Annotated in this window: 31 protein-coding genes; 30 read left to right on the forward strand and 1 reads right to left on the reverse strand. The window is 52.1% G+C overall.

The window, feature by feature from the left end; all coding sequences use genetic code 11:
* The 30 genes from tuf to galE form a co-directional block, all read left to right on the forward strand.
* Positions 1-1,185: elongation factor Tu (gene tuf / locus Q8A57_RS04170; RefSeq protein WP_305169722.1), on the forward strand; the 1,185-nt coding region annotated here is incomplete at its 5' end.
* Between the two features lie 215 nt (positions 1,186-1,400).
* On the forward strand, positions 1,401-1,712 hold the full coding sequence (gene rpsJ / locus Q8A57_RS04175) for a 30S ribosomal protein S10 (RefSeq protein ID WP_305169723.1): 312 nt from the start codon (positions 1,401-1,403) through the stop codon (positions 1,710-1,712).
* Positions 1,713-1,821: 109 nt separating this feature from the next.
* On the forward strand, positions 1,822-2,457 hold the full coding sequence (gene rplC, locus Q8A57_RS04180) for a 50S ribosomal protein L3 (RefSeq protein ID WP_305169724.1): 636 nt from the start codon (positions 1,822-1,824) through the stop codon (positions 2,455-2,457).
* A gap of 11 nt (positions 2,458-2,468) precedes the next feature.
* Complete coding sequence (gene rplD, locus Q8A57_RS04185) at positions 2,469-3,083, forward strand: 50S ribosomal protein L4 (protein ID WP_305169725.1); 615 nt, start codon at positions 2,469-2,471, stop codon at positions 3,081-3,083.
* Entirely contained in the window at positions 3,080-3,376 is a 297-nt protein-coding gene (gene rplW, locus Q8A57_RS04190; RefSeq protein WP_305169726.1) for a 50S ribosomal protein L23, read from the forward strand. Before rplD ends, rplW begins: the two co-directional genes overlap by 4 nt.
* A 12-nt stretch (positions 3,377-3,388) precedes the next feature.
* The gene (rplB, locus tag Q8A57_RS04195) at positions 3,389-4,213 is read left to right on the forward strand and encodes a 50S ribosomal protein L2 (protein WP_305169727.1); all 825 of its coding nucleotides are present in this window, start codon (positions 3,389-3,391) and stop codon (positions 4,211-4,213) included.
* 23 nt (positions 4,214-4,236) lie between these two features.
* Positions 4,237-4,512 (forward strand): 30S ribosomal protein S19, encoded by a 276-nt coding sequence (rpsS, locus tag Q8A57_RS04200; RefSeq protein WP_305169729.1) that lies wholly within the window; start codon positions 4,237-4,239, stop codon positions 4,510-4,512.
* A gap of 25 nt (positions 4,513-4,537) precedes the next feature.
* On the forward strand, positions 4,538-4,879 hold the full coding sequence (gene rplV / locus Q8A57_RS04205; protein ID WP_305170146.1) for a 50S ribosomal protein L22: 342 nt from the start codon (positions 4,538-4,540) through the stop codon (positions 4,877-4,879).
* The gene (rpsC, locus tag Q8A57_RS04210; protein ID WP_305169730.1) at positions 4,879-5,559 is read left to right on the forward strand and encodes a 30S ribosomal protein S3; all 681 of its coding nucleotides are present in this window, start codon (positions 4,879-4,881) and stop codon (positions 5,557-5,559) included. Before rplV ends, rpsC begins: the two co-directional genes overlap by 1 nt.
* 25 nt (positions 5,560-5,584) lie before the next feature.
* Complete coding sequence (rplP, locus tag Q8A57_RS04215) at positions 5,585-5,998, forward strand: 50S ribosomal protein L16 (RefSeq protein ID WP_305169731.1); 414 nt, start codon at positions 5,585-5,587, stop codon at positions 5,996-5,998.
* Positions 5,998-6,189, forward strand: a complete 192-nt coding sequence (gene rpmC, locus Q8A57_RS04220; RefSeq protein ID WP_305169732.1) for a 50S ribosomal protein L29 — start codon at positions 5,998-6,000, stop codon at positions 6,187-6,189. Before rplP ends, rpmC begins: the two co-directional genes overlap by 1 nt.
* Before the next feature lies 1 nt (position 6,190).
* Positions 6,191-6,457: a 30S ribosomal protein S17 gene (gene rpsQ / locus Q8A57_RS04225; protein WP_305169734.1), complete on the forward strand. Its 267-nt coding sequence runs from the start codon at positions 6,191-6,193 to the stop codon at positions 6,455-6,457.
* A gap of 35 nt (positions 6,458-6,492) precedes the next feature.
* A complete protein-coding gene (gene rplN, locus Q8A57_RS04230; protein WP_305169735.1) occupies positions 6,493-6,861 on the forward strand; it encodes a 50S ribosomal protein L14 in 369 nt (122 codons plus the stop codon).
* Between the two features lie 21 nt (positions 6,862-6,882).
* Positions 6,883-7,200, forward strand: coding sequence for a 50S ribosomal protein L24 (gene rplX / locus Q8A57_RS04235; RefSeq protein WP_305169736.1), 318 nt, complete (start codon positions 6,883-6,885; stop codon positions 7,198-7,200).
* A 17-nt stretch (positions 7,201-7,217) separates the two neighbouring features.
* Positions 7,218-7,757 (forward strand): 50S ribosomal protein L5, encoded by a 540-nt coding sequence (rplE, locus tag Q8A57_RS04240; RefSeq protein ID WP_305169737.1) that lies wholly within the window; start codon positions 7,218-7,220, stop codon positions 7,755-7,757.
* A 10-nt stretch (positions 7,758-7,767) separates the two neighbouring features.
* Positions 7,768-8,073 (forward strand): 30S ribosomal protein S14, encoded by a 306-nt coding sequence (gene rpsN / locus Q8A57_RS04245; RefSeq protein WP_305169738.1) that lies wholly within the window; start codon positions 7,768-7,770, stop codon positions 8,071-8,073.
* Positions 8,074-8,100: 27 nt separating this feature from the next.
* On the forward strand, positions 8,101-8,493 hold the full coding sequence (rpsH, locus tag Q8A57_RS04250; RefSeq protein WP_305169739.1) for a 30S ribosomal protein S8: 393 nt from the start codon (positions 8,101-8,103) through the stop codon (positions 8,491-8,493).
* A 13-nt stretch (positions 8,494-8,506) separates the two neighbouring features.
* A complete protein-coding gene (gene rplF, locus Q8A57_RS04255; protein ID WP_305169740.1) occupies positions 8,507-9,040 on the forward strand; it encodes a 50S ribosomal protein L6 in 534 nt (177 codons plus the stop codon).
* Between the two features lie 9 nt (positions 9,041-9,049).
* Positions 9,050-9,400: a 50S ribosomal protein L18 gene (rplR, locus tag Q8A57_RS04260; RefSeq protein ID WP_305169742.1), complete on the forward strand. Its 351-nt coding sequence runs from the start codon at positions 9,050-9,052 to the stop codon at positions 9,398-9,400.
* A gap of 12 nt (positions 9,401-9,412) precedes the next feature.
* Complete coding sequence (gene rpsE / locus Q8A57_RS04265; protein ID WP_305169743.1) at positions 9,413-9,925, forward strand: 30S ribosomal protein S5; 513 nt, start codon at positions 9,413-9,415, stop codon at positions 9,923-9,925.
* 42 nt (positions 9,926-9,967) lie between these two features.
* A complete protein-coding gene (rpmD, locus tag Q8A57_RS04270) occupies positions 9,968-10,156 on the forward strand; it encodes a 50S ribosomal protein L30 (RefSeq protein ID WP_305169744.1) in 189 nt (62 codons plus the stop codon).
* Between the two features lie 2 nt (positions 10,157-10,158).
* A complete protein-coding gene (gene rplO, locus Q8A57_RS04275) occupies positions 10,159-10,593 on the forward strand; it encodes a 50S ribosomal protein L15 (protein WP_305169746.1) in 435 nt (144 codons plus the stop codon).
* Between the two features lie 6 nt (positions 10,594-10,599).
* Entirely contained in the window at positions 10,600-11,922 is a 1,323-nt protein-coding gene (secY, locus tag Q8A57_RS04280) for a preprotein translocase subunit SecY (RefSeq protein ID WP_305169747.1), read from the forward strand.
* A gap of 19 nt (positions 11,923-11,941) precedes the next feature.
* Positions 11,942-12,058 (forward strand): 50S ribosomal protein L36, encoded by a 117-nt coding sequence (rpmJ, locus tag Q8A57_RS04285; RefSeq protein WP_081890805.1) that lies wholly within the window; start codon positions 11,942-11,944, stop codon positions 12,056-12,058.
* 123 nt (positions 12,059-12,181) lie between these two features.
* A complete protein-coding gene (rpsM, locus tag Q8A57_RS04290; RefSeq protein WP_305169748.1) occupies positions 12,182-12,538 on the forward strand; it encodes a 30S ribosomal protein S13 in 357 nt (118 codons plus the stop codon).
* Positions 12,539-12,550: 12 nt separating this feature from the next.
* Positions 12,551-12,943, forward strand: a complete 393-nt coding sequence (gene rpsK, locus Q8A57_RS04295; RefSeq protein ID WP_305169749.1) for a 30S ribosomal protein S11 — start codon at positions 12,551-12,553, stop codon at positions 12,941-12,943.
* 15 nt (positions 12,944-12,958) lie between these two features.
* Positions 12,959-13,579 carry a 30S ribosomal protein S4 gene (rpsD, locus tag Q8A57_RS04300; RefSeq protein ID WP_305169750.1) on the forward strand — a complete coding sequence of 207 codons (621 nt, stop codon included), beginning with the start codon at positions 12,959-12,961 and terminating at the stop codon, positions 13,577-13,579.
* Between the two features lie 50 nt (positions 13,580-13,629).
* A complete protein-coding gene (locus tag Q8A57_RS04305) occupies positions 13,630-14,628 on the forward strand; it encodes a DNA-directed RNA polymerase subunit alpha (protein ID WP_305169751.1) in 999 nt (332 codons plus the stop codon).
* A gap of 80 nt (positions 14,629-14,708) precedes the next feature.
* Positions 14,709-15,104, forward strand: coding sequence for a 50S ribosomal protein L17 (rplQ, locus tag Q8A57_RS04310; protein WP_305169752.1), 396 nt, complete (start codon positions 14,709-14,711; stop codon positions 15,102-15,104).
* A 139-nt stretch (positions 15,105-15,243) separates the two neighbouring features.
* Entirely contained in the window at positions 15,244-16,290 is a 1,047-nt protein-coding gene (gene galE / locus Q8A57_RS04315; RefSeq protein ID WP_305169753.1) for a UDP-glucose 4-epimerase GalE, read from the forward strand.
* Positions 16,291-16,335: 45 nt separating this feature from the next.
* Here the strand turns inward: galE and Q8A57_RS04320 are convergent, their stop codons facing one another.
* On the reverse strand, positions 16,336-17,775 hold the full coding sequence (locus Q8A57_RS04320) for a two-component system sensor histidine kinase NtrB (RefSeq protein WP_305169754.1): 1,440 nt from the start codon (positions 17,773-17,775) through the stop codon (positions 16,336-16,338).
* Between the last annotated feature and the right edge of the window lie 7 nt (positions 17,776-17,782).

Genomic DNA, 17,782 nt, shown 5'->3' on the forward strand with positions numbered 1-17,782 from the left:
GAAAAGTTTGAACGAAATAAGCCCCACGTAAACGTGGGTACGATTGGTCACGTAGACCATGGTAAAACGACGCTGACTGCGGCGCTGACGCGCGTGTGTGCGGAAGTCTGGGGTGGTACAGCGGTGGCGTTTGACGGCATCGACAATGCACCGGAAGAGCGCGAGCGCGGTATTACCATTGCGACCTCCCACGTGGAATACGATTCACCGAACCGTCACTACGCACACGTAGACTGTCCCGGACACGCTGACTATGTGAAAAACATGATCACTGGTGCGGCGCAGATGGACGGGGCGATCCTGGTTTGTTCTGCAGCGGATGGCCCAATGCCACAAACCCGTGAGCACATCCTGCTGTCCCGTCAGGTAGGCGTACCTTATATTGTGGTCTTCCTGAACAAAGCCGACATGGTTGATGACGAAGAGCTGCTGGAGCTGGTAGAGATGGAAGTTCGCGAACTTCTGGACCAGTACGACTTCCCGGGTGACGATACCCCGATCATCATCGGCTCTGCCCTGATGGCGCTGGAAGGCAAAGACGATAACGAAATGGGCACTACCGCTGTTAAGAAGCTGGTAGAGACCCTGGACGAGTACATTCCGGAGCCGGAGCGCGCGATTGACCAACCGTTCCTGATGCCGATCGAAGACGTATTCTCCATCTCTGGTCGCGGTACGGTAGTTACCGGTCGTGTAGAGCGCGGCATTATCAAAGTGGGCGAGGAAATCGAAATTGTCGGTATCCACGACACCACCAAGACCACCTGTACCGGTGTTGAGATGTTCCGCAAGCTGCTGGACGAAGGCCGTGCTGGTGAGAACGTTGGTGTACTGCTGCGCGGTACCAAGCGTGACGAAGTTGAGCGTGGTCAGGTACTGGCGAAGCCGGGCACCATTACCCCGCACACCAAGTTCGAAGCAGAAGTTTATGTGCTGTCCAAGGACGAAGGTGGCCGTCACACGCCGTTCTTCAAAGGCTACCGTCCGCAGTTCTACTTCCGTACCACTGACGTGACAGGTGCTTGTGAGCTGCCTGAAGGCGTTGAGATGGTCATGCCGGGCGACAACGTGCAGATGGTAGTGACGTTGATTGCACCGATTGCGATGGAAGATGGCTTGCGTTTTGCGATCCGTGAAGGTGGCCGTACTGTAGGCGCCGGCGTCGTCGCTAAAGTTATCGAGTAAAACATTCTGAATAGAGTGTGGGGGCCCTCAGGGGCCCCCTTTTTATCGCTGTGAGAAATCTCTTTGGGGATATGGGCGGCGGTAAAAAATTCCTGGGATTGTGATGGGAATTTCCCTTGACAGGGGTTGGGGGCGGACTTAGAATCTCGCCTCCATTTTTCCGGGCCCCGATGAGCGGGGTTCGATGGCTCTTTAAACAGTTGGAGTTTGATTCCATGCAGGATCAACGCATTCGTATTCGCCTGAAGGCCTTTGATCACAAGTTGATTGACGCCTCTACTCAGGAAATCGTTGAAACGGCTAAGCGTACCGGTGCCCAGATTCGTGGCCCCATTCCGCTGCCGACTCGCAAAGAACGCTTTACTGTATTGATTTCACCGCACGTCAATAAAGATGCACGAGATCAATATGAAATCCGCACTCACAAACGTTTGCTGGATATTGTTGAACCGACAGAGAAGACTGTCGATGCATTGATGAAGCTGGATCTGGCTGCTGGTGTTGAGGTTCAAATCAGCCTGACATAAGCAGCATTGCAACAAAAAAACCCAGGCCCGGCCAACGCCGGGTGGGTGTAACGCTCTGAAATGGGCGGCCATAGCGGGTAACAGCCCCGTACACTATGAGGTTACTCAAATGACTATTGGTATTGTCGGCCGCAAATGTGGCATGACTCGCGTATTTACCGACGAAGGTGTGTCTATCCCGGTCACTGTGATCGAGGCAGAACCCAATCGTATTACTCAAATTAAGACCGGTGAAACTGACGGCTACACGGCTGTACAGGTGACCACTGGTGCCCGTCGTGTTTCACGTGTCAGCAAGTCCGAAGCCGGTCACTTCGCCAAAGCGAGTGTTGAGGCGGGTCGTGGCTGCTGGGAGTTCCGTGTGGACGGTGTTCAGGATGAGCTGCAGGTTGGCGGCACCATCAGTGTTGAGCAATTTGAGGCTGGTCAGAAAATTGACGTGACAGGAACCTCGAAAGGTAAAGGTTTCCAGGGTGTCATCAAGCGCTGGAATTTCAGCATGCAGGATGCCACTCACGGTAACTCCCTGTCTCACCGCGCACCTGGCTCTATCGGTCAGTGTCAGACTCCCGGTCGTGTCTTCAAAGGTAAGAAGATGAGCGGTCACATGGGTGCTGAGCGCGTAACCACGCAAAATCTTGAAGTTGTCCGTGTCGATGCTGAGCGTAATCTGCTGCTTGTTAAAGGCGCTGTGCCTGGTGCGCCGGGTGGTGACGTGATCATTCGTGCTGCTGTGAAGGGCTGAGGGGATCATCGATGGAATTGAATATCGCAACACCCAAAGGTAATGCCGGAACCGTAGAAGTTTCTGACGTCGCTTTTGGCAAAGAATTTAATCAGGATCTGGTTCACCAGGCGGTTACCGCCTACTTGGCTGGCGCTCGTCAGGGCACTCGTGCTCAAAAGACGCGCTCTGAAGTCAGCGGTGGTGGCAAGAAGCCTTGGCGTCAGAAGGGTACTGGTCGTGCACGTGCCGGGACCATTCGTTCCCCAATTTGGCGTACCGGTGGTGTGACCTTTGCTGCCAAGCCTCAGGATCATTCCCAGAAACTGAACCGTAAGATGTATCGCGCTGCTCTGCGTTCGATTATGTCTGAGTTGGCCCGTCAGGAGCGTTTGGTGGTGGTTGAGTCTTTCGACCTGGAAGCGCCAAAAACCAAGGCTCTTGTACAGAAGCTGGGTGACTACGGTGTTCAGGATGTGCTGATTGTGACTGAAGAGGTCACCGAGAATCTGTATCTGTCATCCCGCAACCTGCATAAAGTGGATGTGCGTGATGCGGTGGGTCTCGACCCGGTCAGTCTGATTCGTTTTGAAAAAGTGCTGGTGACAGTGCCTGCGCTGAAAAAGATTGAGGAGATGCTGGTATGAATCAAGAGCGCATCTTCAATGTGCTGCTGAGACCGCACATTACAGAAAAAACTGCCGTTGCTGCAGACGCCCAAAACCTTGTTGTGTTTAAGGTGACTGCTGATGCAACAAAGCCTCAAGTAAAGGCCGCGGTTGAGCAGTTGTTTGACGTTAAGGTGGCTGATGTTCGGGTTGCCAACGTGAAAGGAAAAACCAAGCGTACTCGCTTCGGTCTGGGCAAGCGCTCTGATTGGAAAAAGGCGTACGTTCGTCTAGAGCAGGGTCAGGAAATTGACTTTGCGGTAACTGAGTAAGGGGTTGTTGAGATGCCTGTTGTAAAGAGAAAGCCAACGTCTCCCGGACGCCGCTTTGTAGTCAGCGTCGTCAACCCGAACTTGCATAAAGGTGCGCCTTACGCGCCTTTGCTGGAAAAGAAAAACAAGTCCGGTGGGCGTAACAACAATGGCCGTATCACTACCCGTCATGTGGGCGGTGGTCATAAGCAGCATTACCGCGTTATCGACTTCAAGCGCCAGAAAGATGGCGTACCTGCGAAGGTCGAGCGTCTGGAATACGATCCAAACCGTACTCCCTATATTGCGCTGCTGTGCTATGCCGATGGTGAGCGTCGTTACATCATTGCACCGAAAGGGCTGCAGGCGGGTGATACCGTTAAGTCCGGTGTTGATGCTTCCATCAAGGTTGGTAACACACTGCCGCTGCGTAATATCCCGGTTGGTACCGTTATCCACTGTGTGGAAATGAAGCCTGGCAAAGGTGCCCAGCTGGCACGTAGCGCCGGCGCGGCGGTACAGCTGGTCGCCCGTGAAGGACAATATGCCACCCTGCGCCTGCGCAGTGGTGAGATGCGTAAAGTGCCTGTTGAGTGCCGCGCCACCATTGGTGAGGTTTCCAACAGCGAGCACAACCTGCGCTCCCTGGGTAAAGCCGGTGCCACTCGTTGGCGCGGAGTTAGACCTACGGTTCGTGGTGTTGTTATGAACCCGGTAGATCACCCCCATGGTGGTGGTGAAGGTCGTACTTCCGGTGGTCGTCATCCGGTGACTCCTTGGGGTGTTCCTACCAAGGGTTACAAAACCCGCAAGAACAAGCGCACTGACAATATGATTGTGCGCCGTCGCGGCAAGTAATTGATAGAGAAGAGGAAACTATAGTGCCACGCTCTCTCAAAAAAGGCCCATTCATCGACCTGCATCTGATTAAGAAGGTTGATGAAGCGCTGGAAAAAAATGACAGACGTCCGATCAAAACCTGGTCGCGTCGTTCCATGGTCAGCCCCGATATGGTCGGTTTGACGATTGCTGTACATAACGGCCGTCAACATGTACCGGTGTTGGTCAACGAAGAAATGGTTGGACACAAACTCGGTGAGTTTGCTCCAACCCGCACTTACCGCGGCCATGTCGCGGATAAAAAGGCCAAGCGCTAAGCGGCGGTTTGAGAGGTAAATGACTGTGGAAGTAGCAGCAAAATTACGCGGAGTCAGACTGTCAGCTCAGAAGGCTCGTCTGGTGGCCGATCAGGTGCGTGGCAAAGCGGTTGAAGAAGCCCTGGATATTCTGGCTTTCAGCCCTAAAAAAGGCGCCGCGATTATTAAGAAAGTGCTCGAATCTGCGATTGCAAATGCCGAGCACAATGAAGGTGCAGATGTGGATGAGCTGCGTGTATCGACCATTTTTGTGGACGAAGGCACAACCATGAAGCGCATTAAGCCCCGTGCAAAGGGCCGTGCTGACCGGATTTTTAAGCGCTCCTGTCATATCACCGTAAAAGTTGCCGACGAGGAGACCGTTTAATGGGTCAGAAAGTACATCCAACTGGCATTCGTCTGGGTATTGTTAAAAAGCATACCTCTGTTTGGTACGCCAACCAGAAAGACTATGCAGACAAACTGAACGCCGACCTGAAGGTTAGGGATTTCATCAGTAAAAAACTGGCCCATGCCTCAGTAAGTCGTATCGAGATTGAGCGCCCGGCGCAAAGTGCGCGCATCACCATTCACACTGCCCGTCCAGGCATCGTGATCGGCAAGAAGGGTGAGGATGTGGAATCCCTGCGCAATGAAGTTTCAGCGCAAATGGGTGTTCCTGTTCATATCAATATTGAAGAAGTGCGCAAGCCCGATCTCGACGCCACGCTGGTTGCCCAGAATGTGGCTCAGCAGTTGGAGCGTCGTGTGATGTTCCGCCGCGCCATGAAGCGCGCTGTGCAGAACGCCATGCGTCAAGGTGCCAAGGGCATCAAGATTCAGGTTAGTGGTCGTCTTGGTGGTGCCGAGATTGCCCGGACCGAATGGTACCGCGAGGGTCGAGTGCCGCTGCATACACTGCGTGCCGACATTGATTACGGTACAGCAGAAGGTTCAACCACCTACGGCATCATTGGTGTCAAGGTTTGGATCTTCAAGGGCGAAGTCATTGGTGGTGAAGAGGCGGCGCAAGCGCCAGCCAAAAAAGCACCGGCTAAAAAGAAGTAAGTTTGCGAGTTAAGGGTCAAGCGAGATGCTGCAACCGAAACGTACAAAATTCCGTAAGCAACAGAAAGGTCGCAATCGTGGCCTAGCATTGCGCGGTAGCAAAGTAAGCTTTGGCGAGTACGGCCTGAAGGCCACTGCGCGCGGTCGTATCACCGCGCGTCAGATCGAATCTGCTCGTCGGGCTATGACCCGTCACATTAAACGGGGTGGAAAGATCTGGATCAGGGTGTTCCCTGACAAACCGATCTCCAACAAACCTCTCGAAGTGCGGATGGGTAAAGGTAAAGGTAACGTGGAGTACTGGGTTGCGCAGATTCGTCCCGGTAAGGTGCTCTACGAAATGGAAGGTGTTTCCGAAGAACTGGCTCGTGAAGCGTTTGCTCTCGCTGCAGCCAAACTGCCGGTGCAAACCTCCTTTGTTAAACGGTCGGTGATGTGATGAAAGCCAGCGAATTACGTGAAAAGTCAGTTGAAGAACTGAACCAGGAGTTGCTTCAGTTGCGCGAGCAGCAATTCAAGCTGCGTATGCAAGCTGCGACTGGCCAACTGGGTCAAAGCCACAAGGTTAAAGAGACGCGACTCGATATTGCGCGTGTCAAGACCGTGCTGAACGAGAAGGCAGGTAACTGAGATGAGTGAAGTAGAAAAAAGCGCTCGTACGCTATCTGGCCGTGTCATCAGTGACAAGATGGACAAATCCATCACCGTACTGATTGAGCGCCGTGTAAAGCACCCGGTGTACGGAAAGATTGTAAACAAGTCCACCAAAATCAAGGCGCACGATGAAGAAAATCAGTGTCGTGCAGGCGATCAGGTGACTATTGCGGAAACTCGTCCACTGTCCAAAACAAAATCCTGGACGCTGGTCAACATTGATGAGCGTGCTGCCGAAGTTTGATCGGCGTTAAGCAGTAACGGGATCGGAGAAATACGATGATTCAGACAGAAAGTTATCTGGATGTGGCAGACAACAGTGGTGCACGCCGTGTTATGTGTATCAAGGTTCTTGGGGGCTCACATCGCCGCTATGCCAACGTGGGTGACATTATCAAGGTTACCGTCAAGGAAGCGATTCCGCGTGGCAAGGTGAAAAAAGGTCAGGTGATGAACGCAGTTGTGGTTCGCACTAAAAAAGGTGTGCGTCGTCAAGACGGTAGCCTGATCAAGTTTGATGATAATGCCGCGGTTCTTCTGAACACGCAGCTGGCGCCGATTGGCACCCGCATCTTCGGGCCTGTGACCCGTGAGCTGCGCAGTGAGCGGTTTATGAAAATTATCTCTCTGGCACCAGAAGTGCTCTAAGCCGGAGGAGAGGAAAGAGATATGCGCAAGATCAAACGTGATGATGATGTCATCGTGATTGCTGGCAAAGACAAGGGCAAGCGCGGCAAAGTGCTGAAAGTCCAGGATGACGGTCGCCTGCTGATTTCCGGTGTCAACATGATGAAAAAACATCAGAAACCGAACCCGCAGATGAACATTGCTGGCGGCATTATCGAGAAAGAAGCCCCAATTCAGGCTTCCAATGTGGCTATCTTCAACCCTGTGGCCAACAAGGCAGACCGCATTGGTTTCAAGGTTATGGAGAACGGCAAAAAGATTCGCGTTTTCAAGTCCGACGGCAATGCCGTTGACGCCTAATTTGACAGGAAACTGACATGGCAAGGCTGAAAGAAGTTTACACAAAAGAAATCGCCCCCAAGCTGAAAGAAGAGCTGGGTCTGGCGAACGTAATGGAAGTACCGAAAATCACCAAGATCACCCTGAATATGGGCGTTGGTGAAGCGCTCGGTGATAAGAAGGCGCTGGAGAGTGCGGTTGCTGATATGACGTTGATTGCTGGTCAAAAGCCGGTTGTCACTAAGGCACGCAAATCTATCGCCGGATTTAAAGTGCGTGAAGGCTGGCCGATTGGCTGTAAGGTCACACTGCGCAGTGAGCGCATGTATGAATTCCTGGAGCGCCTGATTTCCATTGCTATCCCGCGTATTCGTGATTTCCGCGGAGTCAGCCCCAAGTCATTTGATGGCCGCGGCAACTTTGCCATGGGTGTTACAGAGCAGATCATTTTCCCTGAAATTGATTATGACAAGGTGGACGCCCTGCGCGGTTTGGACATCACGATTACAACCACAGCGCGCAACGACGATGAAGGTCGTGCATTGCTGCGTGCATTCAGCTTCCCGCTGAAAGGATGAGGTGAGAGAAATGGCCAAAAGATCCATGATTGAACGCGAAAAGAAACGTGCGCGTACAGTTGCCAAATATGCAGAAAAGCGTACAGCTTTAAAAGCCGTTATACACAGTGCTTCCAGCACTGAAGACGAGCGTTGGGAAGCTCAGCTGAAACTGCAACAACTGCCACGCAATGCCAGCCCTAGCCGTCAGCAACGCCGCTGTCGTCAGACTGGTCGCCCGCACGCGGTGTATCGCAAGTTTGGCCTGTGTCGTAACAAATTACGTGAAGCCGCCATGCGCGGTGATGTACCTGGCCTGGTTAAGGCGAGCTGGTAAAGCGCGGTAAATTGAGGAACTGAACTGATGAGCATGCAAGATTCATTGGCAGACATGCTGACCCGTATCCGCAACGCGCAGATGACGGCTAAGAAAGATGTCACTATGCCTTCTTCTAACTTGAAAGTGGCGGTTGCCAAAGTTTTACAAGAAGAGGGTTACATTAACGATTGGAGTGTAGCTGAAGGTACAAAGCCGGAGCTGACGCTGAGCCTGAAATATTTTGAAGGCAAGCCGGTGATTGAGAAGATCGACCGCTACAGCCGTCCAGGCCTGCGTCAATATTCAGGCTCCAAAGAACTGCCAAGCGTACGTGGTGGCTTGGGTGTGGCGATCGTTTCCACCAGTAAGGGTGTGATGACAGATCGTGCAGCTCGCGCAGCCGGTGTCGGTGGCGAGGTTCTCTGCACAGTATTCTAACGGGATAGTCGAGATGTCTAGAGTTGCAAAAAATCCGGTCACATTGCCGGCTGGCGTAGAGGTCAAACTCAGCCCCAGCGAAATTATCGTCAAGGGTGGCAAAAGCTCATTGTCTCTTGCTGTTAGCAGTAATGTTGAAATCAAGCAAGACGACAATGTACTGACATTTTCAGCGAAAGATGGCAGCAAGCAGGCCAATGCGCTGGCGGGTACAACCCGTGCGCTGGTAAACAACATGGTTGTTGGTGTCAGTGCAGGTTTTGAGAAAAAGCTGCAATTGATCGGTGTTGGTTACCGTGCCCAGGCACAGGGTAACAAGGTCAATCTGACCCTCGGATTCTCTCACCCGGTTGAGTACAACCTTCCCGAAGGTGTTACTGCCGAGACGCCCAGTCAGACAGAAATCGTTTTGAAGTCCGCCGACAAGCAACTGCTTGGCCAAGTGGCATCAGAAATCAGAGCTTACCGCCCACCAGAGCCCTACAAAGGTAAAGGTGTTCGTTACGCGGATGAGCAAGTATTACGTAAAGAAGCGAAGAAGAAGTAGGTCAGGATTATGAGCGACAAGAAACAATCACGTTTGCGTCGTGCACGCCGTGCCCGCTGCAAGATCCGCGAGTTGGGAGCCAACCGCCTGTGTGTGAATCGCACGCCGCGTCATATATACGCGCAAGTGATTTCTCCAGATGGTGGAACTGTGCTGGCCAGCGCTTCTACGTTGGACAAGTCCCTGCGTGCCGGTCAGACAGGCAATGTTGACGCTGCAAAAAGTGTCGGCACTTTGATTGCTGAACGCGCAAAAGAAGCAGGTATCACTCAGGTGGCATTTGACCGCAGTGGTTTCAAATATCACGGTCGTGTAAAGGCTCTGGCGGATGCCGCCCGTGAAGCCGGACTGGAATTCTAAAGGTTTACCGTTATGTCGAGAGATCAGAAAGATACAGCAGCCGCGGATGAAGGCCTCCAGGAAAAACTGGTACAGGTCAACCGTGTTGCCAAAACTGTAAAAGGTGGGCGTATTTTTGCCTTTACTGCACTGACTGTAGTTGGTGATGGCAATGGCAAGGTTGGCTTCGGTCGCGGTAAAGCCCGCGAAGTGCCCCAAGCTATCCAAAAGGCTATGGAGTCCGCCCGTCGCAACATGATCCAGGTTGACCTGAAGGGTACAACCATCCAGTACCCGACAAAAGCCAATCACGGTGCATCGAAGGTTTATATGCAGCCGGCTTCTGATGGTACAGGTGTTATTGCTGGTGGTGCGATGCGTGCTGTGCTTGAGATCGCAGGTGTACAAAACGTATTGGCCAAATGTTATGGCTCTACTAACCCGGTGAACGTTGTGCGTGCAACTTTTAAGGCACTGAAAAACATGCGCTCTCCGGAAGAAGTTGCTGCTAAGCGCGGCAAGAGCGTAGAAGAAATTCTGAATTAAGCGTGCGGCTGACGCCGGGCGAAGTACAACGGAAGCTTTACCATGTCGAACGTTAAAAAAATTAAGGTTACTCAGGTGCGTAGCATCCATGGCCGTCTTGCAGCGCACAAAGCCTGTGTTGCCGGACTTGGTCTGCGTCGCATAAACCACACTGTGGAAGTAGAAGATACCCCCTCAGTGCGTGGCATGATTAATAAAGTGAACTATCTGGTTAAGGTTGAGGGAGAGTAAAAATGCGTCTGAATACGCTGAGTCCCGCACCGGGCAGAATTAAAGAAGGCAAGCGCGTTGGTCGTGGTATCGGTAGCGGCTTGGGCAAAACTGGTGGTCGTGGACACAAAGGTCAAAAGTCCCGCTCCGGTGGACGTGTGCGTCCAGGTTTTGAAGGCGGTCAAATGCCTTTGCAAAAACGCCTGCCCAAGTACGGCTTCACTTCTCGTATTTCTCGCGTTACGGCAGAAATTCGTTTGAGTGAGCTGAACAAGGTTGCCGGTGAGACTGTTGATATCGCGTCGTTGCGCGAAGCCGGTGTGATTAATGGTTCCATCGAGCGTGCGAAAGTGTTCCTTTCCGGTGAAGTGAATAAAGCTGTCACTGTTAAAGGTCTGCGTGTGACCAAAGGTGCCAAAGCTGCGATTGAAGCGGCTGGTGGCAAGGTAGAAGAGTAACGCCTGATGGCTAAACCCGGGAATATGCCGCAGGGCAACATAAAAGGTTTGGGCGAGCTGTGGGCTCGCCTTCGCTTTTTATTCATTGCTCTGGTGATTTACCGAATTGGTACCCATATCCCTGTTCCTGGGATCGATCCTGATCGCCTGGCGGATATGTTCAACCAGAATCAGGGCACTATCATCGGCCTTTTCAACATGTTTTCCGGTGGTGCATTGGAGCGCATGAGTATCCTCGCTTTGGGGATCATGCCGTACATTTCTGCCTCGATCATCATGCAGCTGTTGACCGCAGTAACGCCGTCTCTGGAGCAGCTAAAGAAAGAAGGCGATGCCGGACGTCGCAAAATCAACCAGTACACCCGCTACGGCACTGTGCTGTTGGCGACTGTACAGGCAATTGGTATGTCTGTAGGTTTGGCTGGTCAGGGTTTGGCGTTTACCGCTGATTTCAGCTTCTATTTTATCGCCGTTGTCTCACTGGTGACCGGTGCAGTCTTTATGATGTGGCTCGGAGAGCAGATCACTGAACGCGGTGTAGGTAACGGTATTTCAATGCTGATTTTTGCCGGTATTGTTGCCGGCATACCCTCGGCGATTGGGCAGGCATTTGAGTCTTCGCGCCAGGGAGATCTGCATATTCTGGCATTGCTGTTTGTGGCATTGCTTGCAATCGCCGTTGTCTACTTTGTTGTCTTTGTCGAGCGGGGACAACGTCGGGTGACTGTTAATTACGCACAGCGCCAGCCAGGCCGTGGCCCGGCTCAGACCAGCCACTTGCCCTTGAAGGTCAACATGGCAGGCGTTATCCCGGCCATTTTTGCCAGCAGCATTCTGCTGTTCCCGGCATCCATTGCCCAGTGGTTTGGACAAGGTGCTGACAGCCCGGACTGGCTGCAGGACGTGGCATTGTTTATCGGCCCCGGCCAGCCATTGAACGTGCTGCTGTTTGCTGGCCTGATTATTTTCTTCTGCTTTTTCTACTCGGCGTTGATGTTCAACCCCCGTGAAATGGCAGACAACCTGAAACGTGGCGGAGCGTTCCTACCCGGAATTCGCCCCGGTGAGCAAACGGCCAAATACATCGATGGTGTGATGACCCGCCTGACACTTGTGGGTGGTTTGTACATGACAGCTGTCTGTTTGCTGCCACAGTTTTTGAATATCTATTTCAACGTGCCATTTTATCTTGGTGGTACGTCTCTGCTAATCGCAGTAGTTGTAACCATGGATTTCATGGCCCAGGTGCAATCTCATTTGATGTCCCATCAGTATGAATCACTGATGAAGAAATCAAATTTGAAAGGTTATGGCAGTGGAATTCGCTAGTAGAAGTTGAGGTGACGAAATGAAAGTACGTGCTTCTGTAAAAAAAATGTGCCGCAACTGTAAAGTCGTGAAGCGCAAAAGTGTTGTCAGAGTAATTTGCAGTGCAGAACCCCGCCATAAGCAGCGTCAGGGTTAATTGCACGGAGTTATTGATTTTTATTGTTTCGAAAGCTATCCTTTTGCGCCTTTTTCGCCAGCCTAGGTGCTGGCAATGCAAAAATAGCCGGAAAACTGTTAAACATTAAAGTGGAGTGTAGTGATGGCCCGTATTGCCGGTGTCAACATCCCAGATAACAAACATGCGGTGATTTCACTTACGTATGTTTTCGGGATTGGTCGTACCACTGCCCGGGCTATCTGCGCCCAGGTGGGTATTGCTGAAGACGTTAAAATTGCTGATCTCAGCGATGAGCAAATGGACGCAGTGCGCAATGCCGTTGGTGAACGTACTGTAGAAGGTGACCTGCGTCGTGAGGTCAGCATGAACATCAAGCGATTGATGGATCTCGGTTGTTACCGCGGTCTCCGTCATCGTCGCGGCCTGCCTTTGCGTGGCCAGCGCACCAAAACTAATGCGCGCACCCGCAAAGGGCCCCGCAAGCCCATCAAGCGATAGGAAGGCAAACAAATGGCAAAGCCTGGACAAAAGACTGTTCGTAAGAAGGTCAAAAAGAATGTTGTTGACGGTGTGGCTCATATTCATGCCTCCTTCAACAACACCATCGTGACCATCACTGACCGCCAGGGAAATACCCTGAGCTGGGCAACTTCTGGTGGTTCCGGTTTCCGCGGATCACGCAAAAGTACACCGTTCGCCGCTCAGGTAGCAGCAGAACGCGCTGGCCTGGCTGCACAGGAATACGGTTTGAAGAATCTGGATGTGCAGGTTAAAGGTCCTGGTCCGGGTCGCGAATCTGCCGTGCGTGCGCTGAACAACGCCGGCTTTAAAATTACCAATATCACCGACGTGACGCCAATCCCGCACAACGGCTGTCGTCCGCCGAAGAAACGTCGGGTATAACGAGGAAGTGAACTAATGGCAAGATATCTCGGACCAACGTGTAAACTTTCCCGTCGCGAAGGCACTGATCTTTTCCTGAAGAGCGGTATCCGTCCTCTGGAATCCAAATGCCGTGCAGAAAGTGCTCCCGGACAACATGGCCAGCGTCGTGGTCGCCTGTCTGACTATGGCGTTCAGCTGCGTGAAAAACAAAAAGTACGTCGTCTCTACGGTGTGCTAGAAAAACAATTCCGCAACTACTACAAGGAAGCCGCTCGCATCAAAGGTGCAACCGGCGAGAACCTGCTGCAGTTGTTGGAGCGTCGTCTGGACAATGTCGTGTATCGCATGGGCTTTGGCTCAACACGTGCAGAAGCTCGTCAGCTGGTCGCGCACAACGCTATTCTCGTTAACGGCAAGAAAGTGAATATTGCTTCTTACCGTGTCGCTGACGGTGATGTCGTGAGCATCCGTGAAAAGTCCAAGAATCAATTGCGTATTCAATCAGCTCTTCAGATCGCTTCACAGCGTGGTCTGGTTGATTGGGTAGAAGTCGATGCCAATAAACTGGAAGGTGTTTTCAAACGCACTCCAGAGCGTGCCGATCTTCCTGCCGAAATCAATGAAAACCTGATTGTGGAACTCTACTCCAAGTAACGCGTTGTCATTAATCGATAGCGAAGCGACACCAACGAGCAGGAACAAATATGCAGACATCAGTACATGAATTTTTGACGCCCAGAAACATTGATGTAACCGAGTATGGCTCCACTCGTGCCAAGGTTGTTTTGGAACCGCTCGAGCGCGGTTTTGGACATACGCTGGGCAATGCACTGCGTCGCATTCTTCTCTCTTCAATGGCAGGCGCTGCCATCGTTGAAGTTGAAATTGAAGGCGTACTGCATGAATACAGCAGTATTGAAGGTGTTCAGGAAGATGTCATTGAAATCCTCCTGAATCTGAAGGATGTCGCCATCGTCCTGCATGACAAAGAAGAAGTTACCCTGACTCTGAGTAAGAAGGGTAAAGGTGTAGTTACAGCCGGCGACATTCAGGTGGACAACGCCACTGAAATCAAAAATCCTGAGCATGTAATTGCCAATATCACCGGTGATACTTCTCTGGAAATGACGCTGCATGTTGTGCTTGGCCGCGGTTACCAGCCCGCAGACAGCCGTGCTTCAGATGAGGACGAGACACGTTCCATTGGTCGTCTTCACCTTGATGCTACGTTCAGCCCCGTGCGCCGAGTGGCCTATGTAGTTGAAAGTGCCCGTGTTGAGCAACGTACTGACCTGGACAAACTGGTTCTGGATCTCGAAACCAACGGTACGATCGATCCTGAAGAGGCTATTCGCCGCGCAGCGACCATCCTGCAGCAGCAACTGGCTGTCTTTGTTGACCTGGAGAGTGAAAGCCTCTCTGAGCCTGTTGAGAAAGAGGAAGAAGTTGATCCGATCTTGCTGCGCCCGGTTGATGACCTGGAGCTGACTGTACGCTCTGCCAACTGCCTGAAGGCCGAGAGTATTTATTATATTGGTGACCTGATTCAGCGCACAGAAGTAGAGCTGCTGAAAACCCCTAACCTGGGTAAAAAGTCACTGACAGAAATTAAAGATGTGCTGGCATCACGCGGATTGTCCTTGGGCATGCGCCTGGAAAACTGGCCGCCTTCAAGCCTGCGCACTGAAAACGACCATATTTAATTGCTGCGGAGCCTGCTACGCAGACTCCGTGAAATTGAGTTTATTGCTGAGATAGCAACACTTTTAAAGGAAGTAGAATCATGCGTCATCGTTATAGTGGCCGCAAACTTAGCCGTACAGGTGCTCACCGTCGTGCCATGTTCCGCAACATGACAAACTCTCTGGTAGAGCATGAGCTGATCAAAACCACCTTGCCAAAAGCCAAGGAACTGCGTCGTGTGGCTGAGCCACTGATCACGCTGGCAAAGCAGGACAGCGTGGCCAACCGACGTCTGGCGTTCAGCCGTCTGCGCGATAAAGCTGCTGTAGGCAAACTGTTTGGTGAACTGGGTCCCCGTTATGAGGGTCGTCCCGGCGGTTATATTCGTATTCTCAAGTGTGGTCTGCGTTCCGGTGACGCGGCGCCTATGGCTTACGTAGAGCTGGTTGACCGTCCCGAAGTGGAAGCAGTCGAGATTGATGACACTGAAGAGTAATATCGGATAGTGTTCAATCCTGTTAAAAAAGCCGGGCAATAGCCCGGCTTTTTTGTGTATGGTTTTTGTCGTTTCAGCCACACCATTTCCCACAGCCTGTGGGATAATAAACAGTAGTTAAACCTGACAGGGAATACACGTGAACGTACTTGTAACCGGTGCCGCCGGATATATAGGCTGTCATGCCTGCATTGCATTGATTGATGCTGGCCACGGGATTGTGGCACTGGATAATTACAGTAATAGTTCCCCGCTTTCTTTACAGCGGGTCATGCAGATCACGGGTTGTGATTTCCCGATCGTGGAAGCGAGCGTCAATGATCGCGATGTTCTGGATGAGCTGTTCAGTAACCACGCCATCGATGCGGTAATGCATTTTGCCGGTTTCAAAGCGGTAGGTGAGTCATGTCTGGAGCCGCTTACCTACTATCGGAACAATGTGACCGGATCTGTGACGCTGCTGGAAGCGATGAAGGCCGCAGGGATAAAAGATTTTATTTTTAGTTCTTCTGCGACTGTTTATGGCGACCCGGCAAGCACGCCCATCACAGAGAATTTTCCTCTGCAGGCTACTAATCCCTACGGACGTTCCAAGTTGATGATTGAGGAGATCCTTCAGGATCTGGAGAGCGCTGACAACATCGCTGAAAACCCGTTCTGGCGAGTAGCCATCCTGAGGTATTTCAATCCAGTAGGTGCACACTCCAGTGGACTTGTGGGCGAAGACCCCAAAGGTATCCCCAACAACCTATTGCCCTACATTACCCAGGTTGCGGTGGGAAAATTGGCGAAGCTTTCGGTGTTTGGCGGTGATTACCCGACCCCCGACGGCACCGGGGTGAGGGATTATCTGCACGTGATGGATCTTGCTGAAGGGCATGTGCGTGCGCTGGAGGCTCTGACAAGGCCCGATGCTCCCTATGGCTGTCAAACCTGGAACCTGGGGACGGGTAACGGTGTGTCTGTACTTGAAATGATTCGAGCTTTTGAATCAGTTGCACAGTGCAGGATTCCCTACGAGATTGTGGCACGCCGTCCAGGGGATGTGGCTGAGTGTTGGTCTGATGCCAGCAAGGCTGAGCGAGAATTGGGTTGGAAAGCCCGGCGCAGTCTTAATGAAATGATGGCGGACAGTTGGCGCTGGCAGCGCAATAACCCTGATGGCTATCCCGACCTGGAGAGCTGACGAGGTTTTTATTTTTGTGGCCCAGGTTCCTGGGTTCCACATTGCCTAGGTCAAAGGCAATTGCAGGTGGAAAGTCGTGCCGACGTTCAGGTCTGATGTTACGGCCAGTTGCCCCTGATGCTGTTCGGTAATGATGAAATGGGAGAAGGACAGCCGTTTCCCGGCATCATAATCTTCTGCTTTGCCAGGCGTGTGGGTGAAGAAGGGTTCAAAAATATACTGTTGTTCCTCGTTGGTAATGCCGACGCCATTGTGCTGCACTTTGATCCACAGCATGTCGTAACACACCATCACCTGTATTCGAATAATTGGGGTGTGCCCCGCTTTCTGGACCTGCCCGAGTGCGTGACAGGCGTGTCTGAACAGGCTCAGAAAGACCTGTTGCAATTCTGTTGCATAGCAGGGGATATCGGGAAGATTCTGATTGTAGTGTCGCTCTATCGAGATATCGCGGAAATGCAGCCCCGAGGGAACGGAGAGAACATCCTTGGCCAATTGCAGGCTGTGTTCAATGATATCAATGATGCTCGCCTGATGGCGCTCGCCACCGCGACTACGGGCAAAATCCAGCAAGTTCTGAATAATGGCCAGTGCTTGCTTACCATTGGCGTCGGCCTCATCCATCAGCCGTGTAATGTTCTCAACCGATGATGGCGGCTGCAGTTGCAACGCATCTTTGACAGTTTGTACATCGGTGAGAATCTGATGCAAGGGCGGGTTGATATCGTGGGCCATGGTCGCCGCAAGCTCACCCATGGATGACATCTTATCCCTCTGGATCAGCATGTTGGCCGCCAGGATGTGTTGTGTGACATCGTCGACAAGGATGACGGCGCCTGTTTCTGCCTGCTCCCGCAGAGGGTAAATGGTGATATCAAAATGGTATTGGCCACGCTGACTGTGCTTGATGGTGAGCGGCTTCTTCTCCTGCAGGGAACGTTTTACCTGTTGCTGGCTGAGGGTAATGGTGGGATAGGTCTGCCACAGGTTGGTCCCTAGTGCTTTGGTAGCAGGGATCCCTGTGATTTCCTCTGCACGTCGGTTCCATTGGGTGATCACCCCATCCGAGGTAAGCCCGATAAGCATCAACGGCATCGAACTGAGTATGTCCCGGATATAGGACTCCGAGTTGCGCAAGCGGTTGGCCGTCTCCCGGTGCTGGGCTATTTCACCCTGTAACAGCTGGTTGGCTTCCTGTAGCAGCCGGTTGGATTCATCCAGTGTAGCTGTACGCTCCCTGACCCTTTCCTCCAGTTCCTGGCGGATGGCCTCAAGCGCCTTGTTGGCCAGGTGTGCCTGACGACGACTGAAAAAAAGTGTCAGCACCGTTATCGACAACAGAACAATGAGAATCCCGCTGGACCAGTTGGCGACGTACTGCCAATTGGTATGGCCATCTTCCTCACGGAAATATTCAATGATACTGGCTGAAGCGGGCTGGCTGATTAGCCATGATGTCAGTAGCCAGAAGTATTTATTTGTCATGATCAAT

The organism is Porticoccus litoralis, from assembly GCF_030676955.1.
Lineage (GTDB): Bacteria > Pseudomonadota > Gammaproteobacteria > Pseudomonadales > Porticoccaceae > Porticoccus > Porticoccus litoralis.